Annotated in this window: 17 protein-coding genes; 10 read left to right on the top strand and 7 right to left on the bottom strand. The window is 67.6% G+C overall.

The window, feature by feature from the left end:
* Nucleotides 1-27: 27 nt before the first annotated feature.
* A complete protein-coding gene (locus ACFQRE_RS15080) occupies nt 28-984 on the bottom strand; it encodes an NAD-dependent epimerase/dehydratase family protein (protein WP_380123787.1) in 957 nt (318 codons plus the stop codon).
* Between the two features lie 89 nt (nt 985-1073).
* Here ACFQRE_RS15080 and ACFQRE_RS15085 point away from each other — a divergent pair, with 89 nt between their 5' ends.
* From ACFQRE_RS15085 to ACFQRE_RS15095, 3 genes are all read left to right on the top strand, one after another.
* Entirely contained in the window at nt 1074-1949 is an 876-nt protein-coding gene (locus ACFQRE_RS15085) for a nucleotidyltransferase family protein (protein ID WP_380123789.1), read from the top strand.
* Nucleotides 1946-2221 carry a hypothetical protein gene (locus ACFQRE_RS15090; protein WP_380123791.1) on the top strand — a complete coding sequence of 92 codons (276 nt, stop codon included), beginning with the start codon at nt 1946-1948 and terminating at the stop codon, nt 2219-2221. The genes ACFQRE_RS15085 and ACFQRE_RS15090 overlap by 4 nt, the downstream gene beginning before the upstream one ends.
* A 136-nt stretch (nt 2222-2357) precedes the next feature.
* Nucleotides 2358-2966, top strand: coding sequence for a hypothetical protein (locus ACFQRE_RS15095; protein WP_380123793.1), 609 nt, complete (start codon nt 2358-2360; stop codon nt 2964-2966).
* Nucleotides 2967-2998: 32 nt separating this feature from the next.
* On the opposite strand, the gene ACFQRE_RS15100 is transcribed toward ACFQRE_RS15095, so the two are convergent.
* Nucleotides 2999-3256: a hypothetical protein gene (locus ACFQRE_RS15100; protein WP_380123796.1), complete on the bottom strand. Its 258-nt coding sequence runs from the start codon at nt 3254-3256 to the stop codon at nt 2999-3001.
* Nucleotides 3253-4017 (bottom strand): hypothetical protein, encoded by a 765-nt coding sequence (locus ACFQRE_RS15105; RefSeq protein ID WP_380123798.1) that lies wholly within the window; start codon nt 4015-4017, stop codon nt 3253-3255. Before ACFQRE_RS15105 ends, ACFQRE_RS15100 begins: the two co-directional genes overlap by 4 nt.
* Before the next feature lie 108 nt (nt 4018-4125).
* Between ACFQRE_RS15105 and ACFQRE_RS15110 the strand changes: the two genes are divergently transcribed.
* On the top strand, nt 4126-4707 hold the full coding sequence (locus ACFQRE_RS15110; RefSeq protein WP_380123800.1) for an arsenate-mycothiol transferase ArsC: 582 nt from the start codon (nt 4126-4128) through the stop codon (nt 4705-4707).
* Nucleotides 4708-4739: 32 nt separating this feature from the next.
* On the opposite strand, the gene ACFQRE_RS15115 is transcribed toward ACFQRE_RS15110, so the two are convergent.
* Complete coding sequence (locus tag ACFQRE_RS15115; RefSeq protein ID WP_380123802.1) at nt 4740-6194, bottom strand: M16 family metallopeptidase; 1455 nt, start codon at nt 6192-6194, stop codon at nt 4740-4742.
* A 175-nt stretch (nt 6195-6369) separates the two neighbouring features.
* Here ACFQRE_RS15115 and rpsO point away from each other — a divergent pair, with 175 nt between their 5' ends.
* The 3 genes from rpsO to ACFQRE_RS15130 all read left to right on the top strand — a co-directional run bounded on the left by rpsO (nt 6370) and on the right by ACFQRE_RS15130 (nt 9624).
* A complete protein-coding gene (gene rpsO, locus ACFQRE_RS15120; protein ID WP_380123804.1) occupies nt 6370-6639 on the top strand; it encodes a 30S ribosomal protein S15 in 270 nt (89 codons plus the stop codon).
* Nucleotides 6640-6790: 151 nt separating this feature from the next.
* Nucleotides 6791-9187, top strand: a complete 2397-nt coding sequence (locus tag ACFQRE_RS15125; protein ID WP_380123806.1) for a polyribonucleotide nucleotidyltransferase — start codon at nt 6791-6793, stop codon at nt 9185-9187.
* A gap of 221 nt (nt 9188-9408) precedes the next feature.
* Nucleotides 9409-9624: a hypothetical protein gene (locus tag ACFQRE_RS15130; protein WP_380123808.1), complete on the top strand. Its 216-nt coding sequence runs from the start codon at nt 9409-9411 to the stop codon at nt 9622-9624.
* A 549-nt stretch (nt 9625-10173) separates the two neighbouring features.
* On the opposite strand, the gene ACFQRE_RS15135 is transcribed toward ACFQRE_RS15130, so the two are convergent.
* A complete protein-coding gene (locus ACFQRE_RS15135) occupies nt 10174-11475 on the bottom strand; it encodes an MFS transporter (RefSeq protein ID WP_380123810.1) in 1302 nt (433 codons plus the stop codon).
* 173 nt (nt 11476-11648) lie between these two features.
* Between ACFQRE_RS15135 and ACFQRE_RS15140 the strand changes: the two genes are divergently transcribed.
* The 3 genes from ACFQRE_RS15140 (at nt 11649) to ACFQRE_RS15150 (ending at nt 14564) form a co-directional block, all read left to right on the top strand.
* Entirely contained in the window at nt 11649-12503 is an 855-nt protein-coding gene (locus tag ACFQRE_RS15140) for a glycosyltransferase family 2 protein (protein ID WP_380123812.1), read from the top strand.
* Nucleotides 12504-12567: 64 nt separating this feature from the next.
* Complete coding sequence (locus tag ACFQRE_RS15145; RefSeq protein ID WP_380123814.1) at nt 12568-14187, top strand: serine/threonine-protein kinase; 1620 nt, start codon at nt 12568-12570, stop codon at nt 14185-14187.
* 164 nt (nt 14188-14351) lie between these two features.
* The gene (locus ACFQRE_RS15150) at nt 14352-14564 is read left to right on the top strand and encodes a hypothetical protein (protein ID WP_380123816.1); all 213 of its coding nucleotides are present in this window, start codon (nt 14352-14354) and stop codon (nt 14562-14564) included.
* Nucleotides 14565-14576: 12 nt separating this feature from the next.
* Here ACFQRE_RS15150 and ACFQRE_RS15155 read toward each other — a convergent pair whose 3' ends face one another.
* On the bottom strand, nt 14577-16211 hold the full coding sequence (locus ACFQRE_RS15155) for a hypothetical protein (protein WP_380123819.1): 1635 nt from the start codon (nt 16209-16211) through the stop codon (nt 14577-14579).
* Between the two features lie 162 nt (nt 16212-16373).
* Entirely contained in the window at nt 16374-16514 is a 141-nt protein-coding gene (locus ACFQRE_RS15160; RefSeq protein ID WP_380123821.1) for a hypothetical protein, read from the bottom strand.
* Nucleotides 16515-16534: the final 20 nt, after the last annotated feature.

The raw sequence follows: 16534 nt of genomic DNA on the forward strand, positions 1-16534 counted from the left end.
CGCCCGTCGCAACACGGCCGCCGAGACTCAGGCCTGGTAGTCGGGCAGGGTGCGGAACCAGTCGACGGTCGCCTGCAGGCCCTCGCGCAACGGAACGGGCGCGACCTCGGGGAAGTGCGCCAGAAGTCGCGAGTTGTCGGCCTGCGAGTCACGGACGTCACCCGCCCGGGTCTCCACGTGTTCCACGGCAGGGCGTTCACCGAGGATGTCGGCGAGCTCGTCGACGACTCCGTTGAGGGACGTGCGGCTGCCGAACGCGAGGTTAATCGCCTCGAGATCGCTGACGCGCCGGACCACGGCGTCGGCAATCACCCGCGTCACGGTGCCGACATAGGTGAAGTCGCGGGTCTGCTCGCCGTCGCCGTGGATCGTGAGCGGAACCCCCCGCAGAGCTGCGTCGATGAACGCCGGCAGCACCGCGGCATACGCATGTCCGGCGGCCTGGAGTGGTCCGTAGACGTTGAAGAAGCGGAAGGCGAGGGTCGGCATGCCATAGGTGTGCCCGAACGACAACGTGTAGGCCTCGGTCGCCTGCTTGCTCACGGCGTACGGCGAGATCGGCGCCGTGCGCATGCTCTCGCGCTTGGGCAGTTCACGGTTGGCGCCGTAGACCGACGACGACGATGCCGAGATGACGTGAAGGTCACCGGCGCGACGGGCGGCCTGGAGCACCTCGAGGGTGCCCGTGGCATTCGCGTGGTGGGAGGCGAGCGGGTCGATGACGGAGCGCGGGACCGACGGCAGTGCGCCGAGGTGCACGACGGCGCTCGCGCCGTTGCAGGCCTCGTCGAGGGCGTCCGGGTCAAGGATGGTCCCCTCGAGCAGCGTGATTCCGGTGCCGTCGAGGTTGGCTCGGGACCCCGTGGACAGGTTGTCGATCGCGACGACCTCGTCGATCTCGGGTCGGGCGAGCAGCTCGCGCCCGAGGTTGGAGCCGATGAACCCGGCCCCGCCGGTCACCACGACCTTCACGTGTTCCCCCATGTCCAAGTGGTGGCGCTGCGAGATGCGCCCGTTTTCCGCACGCTACCACCGGGCGGACAGGGGTATCCCAGACTGGGTAGGGTCGGGCTGTGGACGCCGCGACGATGCCTTGGTCAGTGGGGATTCGCTTCTCCCACGCGGCTCTTCAGGCGCTCGCCGACGACCATGGCGTCGACCTCCTCCACATCAAGGGACCTGCTGTCGACGACAGCCTCGGCGGTGCCACCCGGCAGAGCATCGACGCCGACGTGCTGGTGCGTCCGTCGCACGTCGACCGCCTCCTCGCCGCGATGCACCTCCATGGTTGGAAGACCCAGTACCTGTTCGAGGACGGCTCGGCCTTCGAGCACGCGTCGACCTTGGTCCATCCATTCCTTGCACCCGTCGACGTACATCGCCGCTTCCCGGGCATCGACCAGAATCCGGCTGCTGCCTTCGAGCGCCTCTGGGCGGATCGACACGTCACAGACCTTGCCGGTATGCCGTGTGCCGTCCCTTCCGTGACCGCGCAACGGCTCATCCTCATCGCCCACGCTGCGCGCGGTGGTCGGCTGACGCATCCCGACATCGACACCAGTTGGACCCGCGCCCCCGCCTTCGAGCGTGACGCGGTGAGCCAGCTGGCCGACGACATCGGGGCCGGCGTCGCGCTGGCCGCTGGGACCGGCCGCCTCGAGGAGTTCGTCGGTCACCCCGGTCACGAGCTGTGGCGTGTCCTTTCCACAGGGGAACGTTCCCGGGCCAGGATCTGGGCTGCCCGGGTCAGGGCGGCGCCGACGAAGCGCGCCGCGCTGCGCACCGCCGTCCGGCTCGTCATGCCGAACCGTCACCGGATGGAGGCGCGCCTCGGTCGGCGACCCACGGCCCGGGAGGTGGCCTCTGCATACGTCGCGAGCGCCCGGGGTGGTGCCTGCGAACTGGCGGGCTTCCTGCGATCCGTGGCGACCGAGCGGCGCGGTCGATGACCGCGTACGCGGTGCCTCGACGGCTGGCTTTTGTCGTCCCTGACGAGGTCGACGCCCCCACGGTGTTCCTCATGCCGTTGCCCGACGGACCACCCGTGGTGCTGCACGACGTCTCGGCAGTGATCTGGGTGCTGGCAGCGGATGGCGAACCTGATGTCGGTGCCGCGATGCGTGACGTCGTCGGGGGTGACCTCACCGAGATGGAGGAGAAGGTCCGGACATTCTTGGCCGACCTGGTGGATCGCGGACTGCTCACGCATCGCGGTGACTAGGCTCTTCATAGCCCTTTGGGGCGGGTCAAAGGGGTGAAATACCCTCCCTTGGAGTTCCTCGATTCGGTCTTGCGGCCACTTTGCACGCGATACCTTTGGCACTGAATCCGTTGAGGTCTATGCAAGGGGAAAGTCGATGACTGAACAGCGCGAGGACCGGCGAATTTCACGCCGCACCATCGCCAAGGGAGCAGCATGGGCGATCCCCGCCGTGCCGCTCGTTGTTGCCACGCCGGCCTACGCCACGTCCGCGGGCGGGCCCAACGGTGTCATCACCAACGCCTGCAAGCAGCCTGGTTCGAGCTGCCAGAACCAGTACGGCTTCGTCAAGGGCTATACGTTCCTCGTGACGATCAACAACCCCACGGCGGTCGACCTCTACATCTACCCGACGGTCGATGGCACGTTGGACCCCTACTTCGCGGTGACCTCGTCCGTGCCGTTCTCCTACAGCACGGCCCGGCTCTACACCGGTGGCGCCATCGGCGCGCCACTCCCGGCCGCACTCCTGATCCCCGCTGGTGGCAGCGTCCAGATCATCGTCAACGCTGGCACGAACTCCAACAGTGCCAACACGGACGCCAGCGGTCGTCTCGTCATCGCTTGGGGACACACCGTCGTCCAGGGCGCCGACCCGGACCACCCCTACACGCCGGCACCGCCGACGAACCCGCCGGGCGAGGGATGGTTCACGATCCCGTTCTCGTTCGCCTCGACCCCGCCGTGCGTCAACTGCAAGCCCTGATCGGTCACTGACCAAAGGTCCGACGCTTGGCGTCAGACGCGATGAAGGATGCCGAAGCGGATGAGTTCCGCGACGGCATCCTTCGTCTTTTGCAGCGTCGAGCTGTCCGGTGGCACACCGAAGCGGGACTGGAGTTCTCTGGAAAGTTCGTCCACGTCGAGTGGTTGTTCGGTCAGGGTGTAGATGGCCGTGCTGAGGGCACTGAGCCGGACGACGCTCCCGCGGATGAGCACCGCGACCTCGCCGTCGTGGAAGAGCTCGTCTGTGGGCTCCCAGCGCTGCACCTTCACGATGCCTCCCTCACCAGGGCGATGAGCGACTCCTCGGGATGCGCGGCCTCGCTGTAGGTCAGCCGAGTCACCGGGCCGGTTTCGTCGATGAGCTCTGCCAGACGTTTCAGGGGAAGCGGTAGCTCGGACAACGCGGACGACTGCTCGACCATGGCCATGACGGCATCCATGAAGGGGACCTCCGCCAGGTCAGGTGAGGTGATCGCGGGCTGTCGGTCGAGCAACACGAGCCGGCTCACTCGGGACACCTCCGGGGCTGGTAGGAGTTCCAAGGCGTCCGGCGAGACCTCGTCCTTGAGTTCTGGGGTCGCGGCCCGTCTCACCGACAACGGCTTGGGATAGGGGTGGATCACTCCAGCGGCGTCGATGCCCACCGACTCATCCGTGAGATAGCCAAGTCGCCGCCCGAGGAGCCGGCTCAGGGTGGTCTTCCCGGTGCCTCCGCGGGCGATGTAGACAAGACTTCGGCCCGTCGCTGGATCACTCACCGCGCCGGCGTGCAACATCACGAGTTCACCGGCCCGAGCCTGGATGAGGCTCTTGGTCACCTGTTGGGTGGTCAGCATCATCCGCCGGGGGAGTTGCGCCGTGTCATCGAGGCGAACCTCGAGAGGGAGGGCTTCAACGGGGGACTGGTGTGGAACGACGAGGCAGCGCGACCACGCTGTGGTCATGGCGGTCTGGAACTCGGGGGCGGCGTCACCTGTGCAGCGCACCTCGACGACGGCGCCCAGACCGTGCAGCCGAAGCACGTCGCTCACCAACGTGACCCCTCCTGTTGGGTGCGTGACCTCATGCCCGCAGACCTGTCCGAACCATATCCACCGGATCCCATGGGCGGGGCCGGTCTGCGCGGTTAGCCTGAGCCGGTGAGAGCCCGAGCCGAGCGCCGCGAGGAACCGCTGCGCGTCCTCTTCGTGTGCACGGCCAACATCTCGCGCTCTCCGTATGCCGAACGCAGAGCCGCACACGTGCTGGCAGGCGAGCCTGAACCCTCGATGCGGTTCGCCAGTGCAGGTGTTCCCGGCTCGGCCGGCCAGGGCATGGACCCAGCCATGGCTGCCCAGCTCGCCAGGCGAGGTGGGGAAGCCCACGGCCACGTGAGCCGACCAGTCACTTCTGCGGTCCTCGAGGACGCCGATGTCGTGATCACCGTCGAGTTCGGCCAACGCCTGCGCATCGCCCAGGCCTGGCCCGAGCACGCACCCAAGGTGTTTGGGTTGGCCCAGCTCGCGGACGCTCTCGAGCGGATCCCCACATCCGCCGGGGGCCTGGCAGCCCTCGACGCAGCTCTTGCTGCTGCTCGCCCGGACAGTTTGGCCTGGGACATTCCCGACCCCTACAAGAGGGGAAAGGCCGCTGCCCGCGCCTGCGCAGACACCATCGATGAGGCCCTTGCCGTCATCGTCCCCGCACTCATCGGAGCTCCCGTCCGCACGGGATCCCGCTGACCAGAACCCGCACGGTCGGACCCCATCGAGGCCTAGTCGAGATCGAGCGCGGCATCCACCGTCGTCTCCCACGCGACGCCACTCGTGTGCTCGTCGATGAGTGCCAGGAGTCGGCCACCGTCCTTGACGTGCTTGGCCCACAGGGGTCCGCTCGCACCGTCGGCGAAGTGGAGGAACCGGAACCCGTCCGCTCGACCGACACCCACGACCTCGGCCCAGGTGCCGCCGATCGTCGTCCCCGCTGCCGTCACCGTGATGCCCTCGTCCCCAGCGTGGACGGCGAGATCCCGTGGCGGCACAACTGCGGTGAGTCGACGCTTGAACACCTGCCCCGCGATCGGTGCACGGCTGGGGAACTCCCAGTCCGTGCGGTCCACGACACCGGGCAGTGGCAACTTCGGGAGCTCCGGCACGCCCACGACCGCGCTCTCCATCGCCGCACGGGCCCACTCGCGAACCTGGTCGGCCGTGACGGCGTCGTAGGCGTCGCGCAGTTCGGCCCGCGTGCGAACGCGACCCTCGCGCAGGAAGCGGATGGCCTCGACCTCGAGGACGGCCATCGTCGCCCGCGGGTCTGCAAGGAACGCCGTGAAGCCCGCCTTCTCGTGCGCGAGCTCCTCCTCACCAGGCCCGTTCGCCGCCAGGTCCGTCAGTGCAGACCACACGACATGGACGATCTCGTCGCTGTCCTCCTCCGCCCCGTCGGTCGAGATGCTCACCAGGCCGAGGTCGGGGGTGAGCCCGCTGGCGTCGTCGCTGACCTCATAGGTCAGCCCGAGGTTGTGGCGAGCCTCGTCCTCGATGCGTTGCACGAGAATGTGAGTCATGGTGAGTGCTTCGTGGAGGCGCGGCTGGAGGTACGACAGGGCCACGACAGGGATCTGGCCGGCGATCAGGCCCGGCGTCTCGAACGGCGAGGGGCGCCACGCGGTGTCCGCTGCGCGCGTCCCCTTCGGCAGGTCGAGGTGCAGGTCCTCCGGCACGGGGCCCGACAGCACCAACGCGGCGTTCGCGGCGACACAATGGGTGCGCGCGAACTCGATGGCGTGTTGCGCACTCGGTGCACGATCCTCACGTTGAAGCTCACCGAGCAACCCGGGGCCCACGGGTCCTGATCGCACGGCGTGGGCCCAGCCGAGGTGAGGCTCGCACGACCGACCATCCTCGGCCGCAAGGACCTTCAGTTCGCGCTCGAGGCGATCAAGGGGCAGGGAGGTGAGTGCACGGCATACCCCGTGAAGGAAGGCGACCACCTCGTCACGCGGGCCGGTCGCATAGAAGCGCATCGCGTCGACGTCCACGGAGGCGTTCTTGTCGAGATGATCTCGCGGGAGGGTCGACATCACGAGGTGTTCGACGAGGTGGGCCACGCCGCGGGTGCGGAAGGTCTCGTGGCGATCTCCCGCGAAGAAGATCAGGGTGGCGCTGAAGGGTTCGGGTCCCTGCTCCCAGAAGGTGGGAACACCATCGACCTCGGTCGGCTGCATGGTGCCGGACTGTAGTGGACCGCGCGCCCGTCCCGCGGGGGAGTTTCCGGATTAGGGGTGGGGGGAGCCCGCTGCTAATCTTGTCTCGCCGTGAACATCGGCCGCGGAAAAAGAGTGCCCCGGTGAACCAGCCCGGAAGCGCCGCGCAACCACATCAGAAGGAGTCTCCTCGCCCATGCCTTTGGACGCAGACGTCAAGCAGAAGATCATGACCGAGTACGCCACGGTCGAGGGCGACACCGGTTCGCCGGAGGTCCAGATCGCGCTCCTCACCCAGCGCATCCTCGACCTCACGGAGCACTCCCGTGAGCACAAGCACGACCACCACAGCCGCCGCGGCCTGCTGCTGCTCGTCGGCAAGCGCCGTCGCCTCCTTCGCTACCTGGAGGACATCGACATCGAGCGCTACCGCTCGTTGATCAAGCGCCTCGGCCTGCGACGCTGAACCCACGACTTCCGTCGGAGCGGCTCTCCCTTGGGAGGGCCGCTCTTTCGGATGTGTTGGACAACTCCACACTGGACTGACCAACACCGAGTACGCCCGTGCACAACGACGATGCACGTGGACAGATGAACTCAAGAAAAGGAGGACCCACATGGAGGGTCCTGAGATCACTTTCGCCGAAGCCACCATCGACAACGGCTCGTTCGGCACCCGCACTGTCCGGTTCGAGACCGGACGCCTGGCCAAGCAGGCCGGAGGCGCAGTCAGCGCCTACCTGGACGAGGACACGATGCTCCTCTCCACCACCACCGCTGGAAAGCACCCGCGTGAAGGCTTTGACTTCTTCCCGCTGACCGTTGACGTCGAAGAGCGCATGTATGCCGCGGGCAAGATCCCCGGTTCGTTCTTCCGTCGTGAGGGCCGCCCCTCCACCGAGGCGATCCTCACCTGCCGTCTGATCGACCGCCCGCTGCGCCCGACCTTCAAGAAGGGTCTGCGCAACGAGGTCCAGGTCGTCATCTCGGTGCTCGCGCTCAACCCGGACGCGCAGTACGACGTCCTCGCCATCAACGCGGCGTCCGCGTCCACCCAGATCTCCGGCCTGCCGTTCTCGGGCCCGATCGGTGCGGTGCGCGTCTCGCTCATCAACGACCAGTGGGTCGCCTTCCCGCAGTTCTCGGACATCGAGCGTTCGACCTTCGACATGGTTGTCGCCGGACGCATCGCCGGGGACGACGTCGCGATCATGATGGTCGAGGCCGAGGCCACCGAGCAGACGTGGGACCTCGTCAAGAACGAGGGCAAGACCGCTCCCACCGAGGACGTCGTCGCCCAGGGACTCGAGGCCGCCAAGGGCTTCATCAAGGTCCTGTGCGAGGCACAGGCCGACCTGGCCGCCAAGGCTGCCAAGCCGATCCAGGAGTTCCCGATCTTCCTCGACTACGAGGACGACGCGTACGCCGCTGTCGAGGCCAAGGTCTCCGACGACGCTGCTGCCGCTCTCCAGATCGCGGGCAAGCAGGAGCGCGAGGACCGTCTCGACGAGATCAAGGCCTCCATGAAGGAAGCCCTCGCCGACCAGTTCGAGGGTCGCGACAAGGAACTGTCTGCGGCATACAAGTCGGTGCAGAAGAGGCTCATCCGTGAGCGCATCCTCACCGACAAGGTCCGGATCGACGGCCGTGGCCTCGCCGACATCCGCGCGCTCAGCGCCGAGGTCGAGGTTCTGCCGCGCGTGCACGGTTCGGCGATCTTCGAGCGTGGCGAGACCCAGATCATGGGTGTCACGACCCTCAACATGCTCCGCATGGAGCAGCAGCTCGACACGTTGTCGCCGGTGACGCGCAAGCGCTACATGCACAACTACAACTTCCCGCCCTACTCGACTGGTGAGACCGGTCGCGTGGGTTCGCCGAAGCGTCGTGAGATCGGCCACGGAGCGCTCGCCGAGCGTGCGCTCATGCCGGTCCTGCCGACCCGCGAGGAGTTCCCCTACGCGATCCGTCAGGTGTCCGAGGCGCTCAGCTCCAACGGCTCGACCTCCATGGGTTCGGTCTGCGCCTCGACCCTGTCGCTGCTCAACGCTGGTGTGCCGCTGCGCGCGCCGGTTGCCGGCATCGCGATGGGTCTCGTCTCCGCCGAGGTTGACGGTGTGACGCAGTACGCCGCACTCACCGACATCCTCGGCGCCGAGGACGCGTTCGGCGACATGGACTTCAAGGTTGCTGGCACGCGCGAGTTCGTCACGGCCATCCAGCTCGACACCAAGCTCGACGGCATCCCCGCCGAGGTCCTTGGCAGCGCGCTGACCCAGGCCCGTGAGGCTCGCCTCCACATCCTCGATGTCATGAACGAGGCCATCGACGTCCCCGACGAGATGAGCCCGTTTGCTCCTCGCGTCATCTCGGTGCAGGTCCCCGTCGACAAGATCGGTGAGGTCATCGGCCCGAAGGGCAAGATGATCAACCAGATCCAGGACGAGACCGGCGCCCAGATCTCCATCGAGGACGACGGCACCATCTACATCGGTGCCACCGACGGTCCCTCGGCCGAAGCGGCTCGCGCGGCGATCAACGCCATCGCGAACCCGCAGATGCCCGAGATCGGCGAGCGCTTCCTGGGCACCGTCGTCAAGACGACGACCTTCGGCGCGTTCATCTCCCTGCTGCCCGGCAAGGACGGTCTGCTCCACATCTCCGAGGTGCGCAAGCTCGTCGGTGGCAAGCGGATCGACGCTGTCGAGGACGTCCTCGCCGTGGGCCAGAAGGTCCAGGTCGAGCTCAAGGAGATCGACCCGCGCGGCAAGCTGTCGCTCGGTGCGGTCCTCGCTGACGACGACTCTGCGGCTCAGGCCGCGGATGACGCCCCGGCGGACGACGACTCCGACGACGACGCCCCGGTCAAGGACGACGACACCGATGGTGACGACACCACCGAGTCGAGCGACTCCGACACCGAGGGTGGCGAGCGCCGCCAGCGCAGCCGTCGTCGTGGCGGTCGCGGTCGCGGCCAGCGCTCGGACGCGGGCGACGCCTTCGGCGACGCGTGACCTGAGTCAGGCACGTACGCACGTACGACGACGGGGCGGCATACCTTTTGGGTATGCCGCCCCGTCGGCCTGTGTGGGTATCCCGCGCCAGCGCGCGAGACGGTGGTGTCGGCGTTGCCCCAGTCCTGTTGGGGTGGTGGTTCGCGGTGATACGCGTGCTGGGCGCGACGGTACGAACCCGGCAGTGGGTCCAAGCGCCTGCGCCGCGTGGCGACAAAGCGTTGCCACTCGTCGTCCGGCCAGTTGCCGACGCCGGGCTCACCCGCTTCGCATCGGCATTTTCGGTGGCCAGTGAGGCCACAGGGATGGGCTGGACGGCGGCCATCGGCATCGAGCGGGAGAAGCGCACGACCTCATCGCGCGCCCGCAACCGCACCATGACGGGCAGACCGTCGCCGTACCAGGCCGTCTCGACCACGCCGTCGACGACGTCATGAGTCTCGGGCGGCATCGGCAGGTTGGGAATGGGGCGCACCAGCGAGGCCCACCCAGGAGCCGTGCGTGCCGTGACACCGGTGAAGATCTGAAACTCTCGAGGATCAGCGGGATTCGGATCAACCAGGGGAACCCCCTCGTCGTCGATGCAGTCCCTCAGCTCATCCCTGCGCGCTGACGGCACCCCTGCAAGCGCTGCAACTGCGCGGGGCTGCAGCGCAGGGCGGCCCGCTCCCAAGACCTCCCAGGACCGAGCCCTCCACGGTCATCCGTCAGCGTGAACTCGAGACGATCCTTCACCCAGCGAACTGCGAAGGAGGTTGGCGGGAACAGCAACCAACCGAAGGAGCTGGCGGAGGTGACCGGAGGGCGTCGTTTCACCGCCTTGGAAGGCAGCAGGTCGCGCAGGACGTCGCGAGCCGGCACGGGCATCGGCCCGTCAGGGAAGAAGTGGAAGAACCTCATCTCCGGCCCCGTGACCGGCAGCCGTTGGCGGCTTCCTTCGGTCGGCTGACCCCCCGGCTCTGCTTGACGAGTGTCGAGCCCAGTCATCATGCCCCTTCGACGGTCGAGTCGTTGAATGCCTTCTGGACCGCGAGGTCCAGCGACTGCCTGGGCCAGAGTGCCGCAGTCAGGCTGATGCCCGCGAGGCTGAGTGCGGCACACATGGCCACGGCTGCTCCCGGGGAGAACGTCTCCGACAGCCAACCGGCCAAGAGGTATGCCACTGCGGAGGCGGTCATGGTTGCGGCGCCCGCCAGCCCGATCACCCGACCACGCATTTCTGCTGTGACCACCAACGCGAAGGTGGCTTGCAACGGCAGCACGAACGCCTGCAAAACGCCACAGGTGAACCACAGGATCCAGGTCAGAGGCAGCCACTCGACGGTCGGCGGCAGCACCACGGTGAACAGCAGGGGTATCGGCATCAGGAGGGCCATGGTCATGATCCGTGCACTTGCGACCTCGGGTTGCCACCGCCCGACCATGATGACGCCGACGACGGCACCGATGACGGGTGCGGCCATGAGAACCCCGCCGAGCCACGTCGGGAGGTCGTGGTCGAGCACATAGGGAATCGCCACGGCCTCGGGCGCAGCCATGCCCCAGGTGGCGATCAGGCTGAGGACGAGTAGCGACACGAGCACGCGGTGGCCGGCCAAGTATCGGGCACCCTCTCCGATGTCGCGGAAGAAGCCGATGATCCCTGGACTGGGTTCGCCTCGAACCGGCCGAGCCCTCACCGCGACGGCAAAGAGCACGGCGGAACCGGCGAACGTCATCAGGTCGACGGCCAATGCACCGCGGGCGGACAGGGCGGTCACGATGATGCCGCCGACGACGAGGCCGATGACCTGGTTGAACTGCTCGGCGAGGGTGGAGATCCCGCGAGCCCGCAGGAAGGCTCGACGATCGGTGAAGAGGTCGGTCATCAGGATCTGGTAGGCAGCATTGGCCGGGCCGCCAAAGAGCTCCAGCGCGAAGAGGAGCCCCAGCAGGATCGATATGTGGCTTCCCTGGCCCATGGCAGCCGTGATCGCCAGCACGAAAACCCCTCGGATGACATCCGACCCGACGAGGACGTGCTTGTAGGGGATGCGATCGGCCAAGGGGCTGAGCAGGCTGCGTCCGAGGACGCTCGGCAACAGGCTGACCGTGAAGGTCGCTGCCATGGCCAGGTCCGAACCGGTCCGCTCACGCACCACGAAGGCCACGGCGATGCGGGCGATGTAGTCACCCCACGTGGAGATGCTGAGTGCCACGAAGGCAGGGAAGAATCCCGTGGTCCGGAGGACCTGCGCGTACGGCGGCATCCCCGCTCGTGCGGGCGAGTTCATCTCGTCCCCCTCCATCGAGGTGATGTTACGTGGCCTACACCCTGAGCGCGCGTGGGCGAACGAGTGAACTGCAGTGCTTCCGGAGTCGCCCAGGGGTGGGTCGGGGCGGCATACCTTTTGGGTATGCCGCCCCGTCGGCTTTGCGGGTGCGTCATGATGAGGGCAGCAGGGTCGAAGGGATGGGGCTGGTGGACACTCAGCAGGTCAAGCGCGTGATGCGGGGGCGCTTCGGGGGGCCGTTGCGGCTGGCCTATCGCGGCGTGGAGCGGGCCCAGGTGGCGGTGGTGCGCCAGGTCGATCGGGCGGAGTTCGGCCGGCTGACGAGCGAGGAGCGGGCCGAGGTGGCTCGACGGGTGACGATGACCGTCAAGACCTTCGAACGACCCGACGTGTTGCGTCGGTGCCTCGCCAGTGTGCGTGCCGTTTTCGACGGTCGGATCGTGGTCGCCGACGACTCGCGCGTGCCCGTGCGGGACCTCGGCGCTGGCATCGACATCATCGCGATGCCGTTCAACAGCGGGGTTTCCGTTGGCCGCAATGCAGCGCTGGATGCCGTCGAGACCGAGTTCGTCTTCGTGACGGACGACGACGTGGTCTTCACTCCAGCGAGCGACATCGTCGCGGCCATGAACTTCCTCGATGACCACTCCGACGTCGACCTCGTGGCTCTCACTCGCGTCGACCTGCCCCGCTGGCGCACTGTGGCTGCCGGCGTCGACGCACTGTTCCCTGGTGCTGCCGAACCCCGAGTGCCGTTCGGGACGCTCATCGACGGGCTGCCTGTCGTGCCCAAGACGCCGCAGCTCTATCTCGCGCGCACGGCGTCGATCCAGGCCGTGCGGTGGGACGAGCGGCTGCGCATGGTGGACCACCGCGACTTCTTCTCACGGGCCAGCGGCCGGATCGTGTCGGTGCAGGCCCAGACGATCCGGGCGTACCACATGCGCACACCCTTCGACCCGTTCTACAACGCCTATCGCGAGGACGTTGCGGCAGACCTGCACACCCTCTCGACGAGCTGGAGCGGTAGCGACCCCGGCTGAAATCGGAGCTGCACTCCGGGCGGACGTAGGGTGAGAGACGCCAGAACGACGACGAAAGGACACCGTGGACCCGCAGGTCATTGCTGGACGCTACGAGGTGGTTCGCGCCGTCGGCCAAGGTGGCATGGGCACCGTCTGGCTGTGCCTCGACCGCACCCTGGAGCGTGAGGTCGCCGTGAAGCGGATCGGGGCCCTCCCCGGCGAGTCGGCGGCTGCGGCGCGGGCGATGCGCGAGGCGCGGATCGCCGCGTCCCTCAACCACCCCAATGCCGTGGCCGTCTACGACATCATCGATGTCGACGACGCTCACTGGCTCGTCATGGAGTACGTCGACGGGGCGAGCCTGGCGGAACTCGTTCGCGACCAGGGACCGATGTCCCCGATCCGCGCCGCAGAGATGGGGAGCGCGCTGGCCACGGTGCTCGACCGGGCCCACGACCGGGGCATCGTGCATCGCGACATCAAGCCGAGCAACATCCTCGTGCACCGATCCGGCACCCCGAAACTGAGCGACTTCGGAATCGCACGCGGCGCCGCCGACGCTCAGCTGACCCTCACCGGACACATGACGGGAACGCCCGGATTCCTCTCACCAGAGCTCGCTCGCGGAGAGGACCCGACACCCGCCTCCGACACCTGGGCCCTTGGGGCCACCCTCTTCCATGCGGTCGAGGGGCGGCCGCCGTTCGAGGAGCGTGACAACCCGCTCGCTGTGCTCCAGGACGTCCTGGCCGGCCGGTTGCGTCCGCTGGTGAACGCCGGCCCGCTCGCTCGGGCGATCGAGGCCATGATGGATCCGGATCCGAGCCGGCGTTGGACCATGGCACAGGCCGCCAGCGAACTCGACGACATCGCAGCCGGACGGGTGCCCACGGCTGTCCTGCCGGTGCCGGTGAGCTCTGCGACCCCCGCCACGACCGGGTTGGACGAGCTCGACGGCCTCCTCGGTGCCCCACCGGGAGCTGACCCAGGAGACGACCCACATGCTGGCGCCCTGTCTGGGGCGCGGTCGGCTTCCACCGTGCGCGAGGCAGCCACCGCCGGTGGTGGTCTCGCCGCCCGCCGCGAGGTCGAGGAGGGCACTGGACAGCGAGGCGGACGGCGGCAACGCTGGCCCCTCGTCCTCCTCCTGGCGCTACTGCTCGCCGGTGGGGCGTATCTCCTCGCCGAGCTGGTCAACTTCGACGAGCCGGACACTGCCAGCCCTGATCGCACGACCAGCACATCGCAGACGACCCCTCCGGCGTCGTCCACCCCGTCGAGCACACCGAAGGCGACAAGCCAGCAGCCTTCCGCGACAAAGACACCGAGCAGCACCCCCTCCAGCCCGGCCCCGTCGCGCTCCCCCTCCCCGAGCGCGGGACGTGACGATGCCGCGCTGGCTGCGTTCGCGCGCGACTACTACGGCGCGGTCACCGACGCGGGCCGCCGCGATGACACCTTTGCCCAGCTGACGCCAGCAATGCAGCGAGCCGCCGGCGGACGTCGGGGGTATGAGGGATTCTGGAAGACCATCGAGTCGGTGCGGGTCACCGCGATCGACGCCGATGCAGGTGCGTCGACGGTCGACCTGCGACTGGTCTTCCGTCCGAAGAACGGGGCCACGTCGACCGAGGTGCACCGGTGGACCGTGCAGCGCAGCGGCGACCGCTGGCTCGTCGCCTCTGACCCCCCGCCCGGTTGAGTGCACGTCCGACATGACGTCGCCCACCCCAGTCTGGGCTGAGTGGGCGACGTCGAAAGCCGCGCCGTGCGACTCGTGGGTCAGGCGACCTGGGGAATGCGAATGACGGTGGCGGGTGCGCTTCAGCGCATCTCCATCTCGCTCGCACGGCGTCGATCCAGGCCGTGCGGTGGGACGAGCGGCTGCGCATGGTGGACCACCGCGACTTCTTCTCACGAGCCAGCGGAAAGCTTGTGTCGGTGCAGGCCCAGACCATCTGGGCGCACATGCGCACACCCTTCGACCCGTTCTACAACGCCTACCGTGAGGACGTCGCCGCCGACCTCAACACCTTGGCGCGCGTCTGGAACGGCGTAGGGCCGGCCAAGGGCACGTAGGACGCGAGGGCGTCAGATGACGAACTGGAAGCCGCGACCCACGACCTTGGTCGCGCCCTTGGGATCCACGATCATCGTGAGCGTCACTGCCATGGTCGAACGGATCGAGGTCCGATCCCCTTCTTGGTAGGAGACAGCGGCGTACTTCTTGTCCTTCAGGCTCGTGGTCCAGTTCGGCTTGGTGGTCTGCTCGGACTGGACGCTGTACGAGGCCTGGACCAGCAGGCCCTCGTCGAGCCGAACGGCCCGCACCGAGCCGTCCGGCAGCATCTGGTCCGGTCGCGTGGTGTTGAAGAAATCGGCCTTCGCCGTGGCGGTGGCCAGACCGGTCTCGAGCTTGCGTTCTTGCGCGAGGTACTCGGTGACCTGCTTGGGCAGAGCGGGCCCGCCCTTGCCGCCGTTCAGCGAGGTCATCGCGGCGTTGGCGACCTTCATCGCCGTCTTCTGGTCGGCCGCACCCAAGGGTGACGCGGACCGGGCTGGCTTGGGCAGGGGAGCGTCGTGCCATGCCTTCGAATCCATGACCCACGACGACGCGGCGCTTGCTCGACGCATGGTGACCAAAACGTCCTGCGGCTCATCGCCCTTCACCTGTGTCGACGCAGACACGAAGGCATACATGGGGTAGCTGCCCCACTGCGAGGCGTAGACGTCCTTGACGGTCGTCGTGACGGGCTGGACCTCCCACTTCTTGGTCAACGCCGCATAGCGCGTGTCCAGACGGTCGCCGGCCAGGACCACGCCCGAGTCGACGCCCTCCCAGACAGCTGGTTTGAAGGTTTTGGCAATGGCAGTGATGGCGGCGTTGTTGCGGACGTCGTAGTCCTTCATCGCAGCGACTGCCTCGGCCCGGTTGGCCATGGCGGGCTTGGTGAGGGTGTCGCCCTTCCACGTGTCGACCTTGATCGGGACCATGCCGCACCCGGCGAGGGTGGGCACGGCCGCAGCGATCACGCCGATGCCCACGATCCTGCTCATGGTGCGCGCCGGCGCCGGCACGTCGTTCGCCCCCACCGTCTCGTCGGTCGTGTTCGCTGCTTGGCGGTTCACGAGCTGGGCTCTGCGTCGACGCCAGAGCAACAGACCTGCGATGAATGCGAGGACGCCCAGCACGATGGCGCCGATGGAGAGGGTGAAGCCGTTGTCGATCTGGATGCCGCTGGTGACGGTCACGTCGCCTGGCTTACCGATGGGCATGACGACGTATTCGGTCGGCGTGCCGTCGAGTTCCAGAGCGAGCGTCTGCTTGCCCGCGCCGGTGGCCTTGGCGGTCCAGAACGTCTGCTTGGTCGGGTCGGGGAGCGTGGTCTTGGCATCGCCCTTGACCACTTCCCCGCTCATGCCGGAGGTGCCGACCTTGGTCACGGCGAACGTGGGGGCGGCCGAGAGATAGCTCTTGGCATCGATGGGGTGCGCCTGGCCAAGAAAGACCGATCCGCCGGTGCTCTCGGCGGTGAGACGCATCGTCGTGTCCTTGAACGCGAGCAGTGCTGGCGTGGACACGAGCGCCTTCGCATCGCCGAGCGTGATGGTCGTGGTGGGTGAGTCGATCGTGTCGTCGCTCCCGATCAGGATGACACCCGCGATGCCAGCGGCCGTGAGCAAGAGGCCGACCAAGGCAAGCAGGATCCCCAAGAACTTCTTCATGTCATTCCCCTCAGACGTCGGGGACCCTCCCTGGCCCCCCAGGTGAGCCAGTGTGCCATTTGGCGCGAGGCTCCGCCGGTCGTCATCCACAGGGGTGGGCTGGCCCACAACGGAACTGCCCCCGCCGATGTCGGCGGGGGCAGTTCTCAGTGGTGTGGTGGGTCAGGCGACCTGCGGAATGCGACTGACCGTGGCGGGTGCGCTCCAGCGCATCTCCATCTGAGTGCGACCGTCCTTCGTGACCGGCACCCAACGCATTGTCAGGCAGGCCGGACCCGTGACGGTCGTGGCGACCTTCTTCATGGGTGACTCCTTGAGGACCT

Source organism: Knoellia pratensis (assembly GCF_042666395.1).
Classification (GTDB): domain Bacteria; phylum Actinomycetota; class Actinomycetes; order Actinomycetales; family Dermatophilaceae; genus Knoellia; species Knoellia pratensis.

Bases quoted from the DNA above. Each gene is read 5' to 3' on its own strand.
- ACFQRE_RS15095 (WP_380123793.1), top strand. From the start codon at position 2,358: ATGACTGAACAGCGCGAGGACCGGCGAATTTCACGCCGCACCATCGCC.
- rpsO (WP_380123804.1), top strand. From the start codon at position 6,370: ATGCCTTTGGACGCAGACGTCAAGCAGAAGATCATGACCGAGTACGCC.
- ACFQRE_RS15090 (WP_380123791.1), top strand. From the start codon at position 1,946: ATGACCGCGTACGCGGTGCCTCGACGGCTGGCTTTTGTCGTCCCTGAC.
- ACFQRE_RS15160 (WP_380123821.1), bottom strand. From the start codon at position 16,514: ATGAAGAAGGTCGCCACGACCGTCACGGGTCCGGCCTGCCTGACAATG.
- ACFQRE_RS15135 (WP_380123810.1), bottom strand. From the start codon at position 11,475: ATGGAGGGGGACGAGATGAACTCGCCCGCACGAGCGGGGATGCCGCCG.
- ACFQRE_RS15125 (WP_380123806.1), top strand. From the start codon at position 6,791: ATGGAGGGTCCTGAGATCACTTTCGCCGAAGCCACCATCGACAACGGC.
- ACFQRE_RS15115 (WP_380123802.1), bottom strand. From the start codon at position 6,194: ATGCAGCCGACCGAGGTCGATGGTGTTCCCACCTTCTGGGAGCAGGGA.
- ACFQRE_RS15155 (WP_380123819.1), bottom strand. From the start codon at position 16,211: ATGAAGAAGTTCTTGGGGATCCTGCTTGCCTTGGTCGGCCTCTTGCTC.
- ACFQRE_RS15080 (WP_380123787.1), bottom strand. From the start codon at position 984: ATGGGGGAACACGTGAAGGTCGTGGTGACCGGCGGGGCCGGGTTCATC.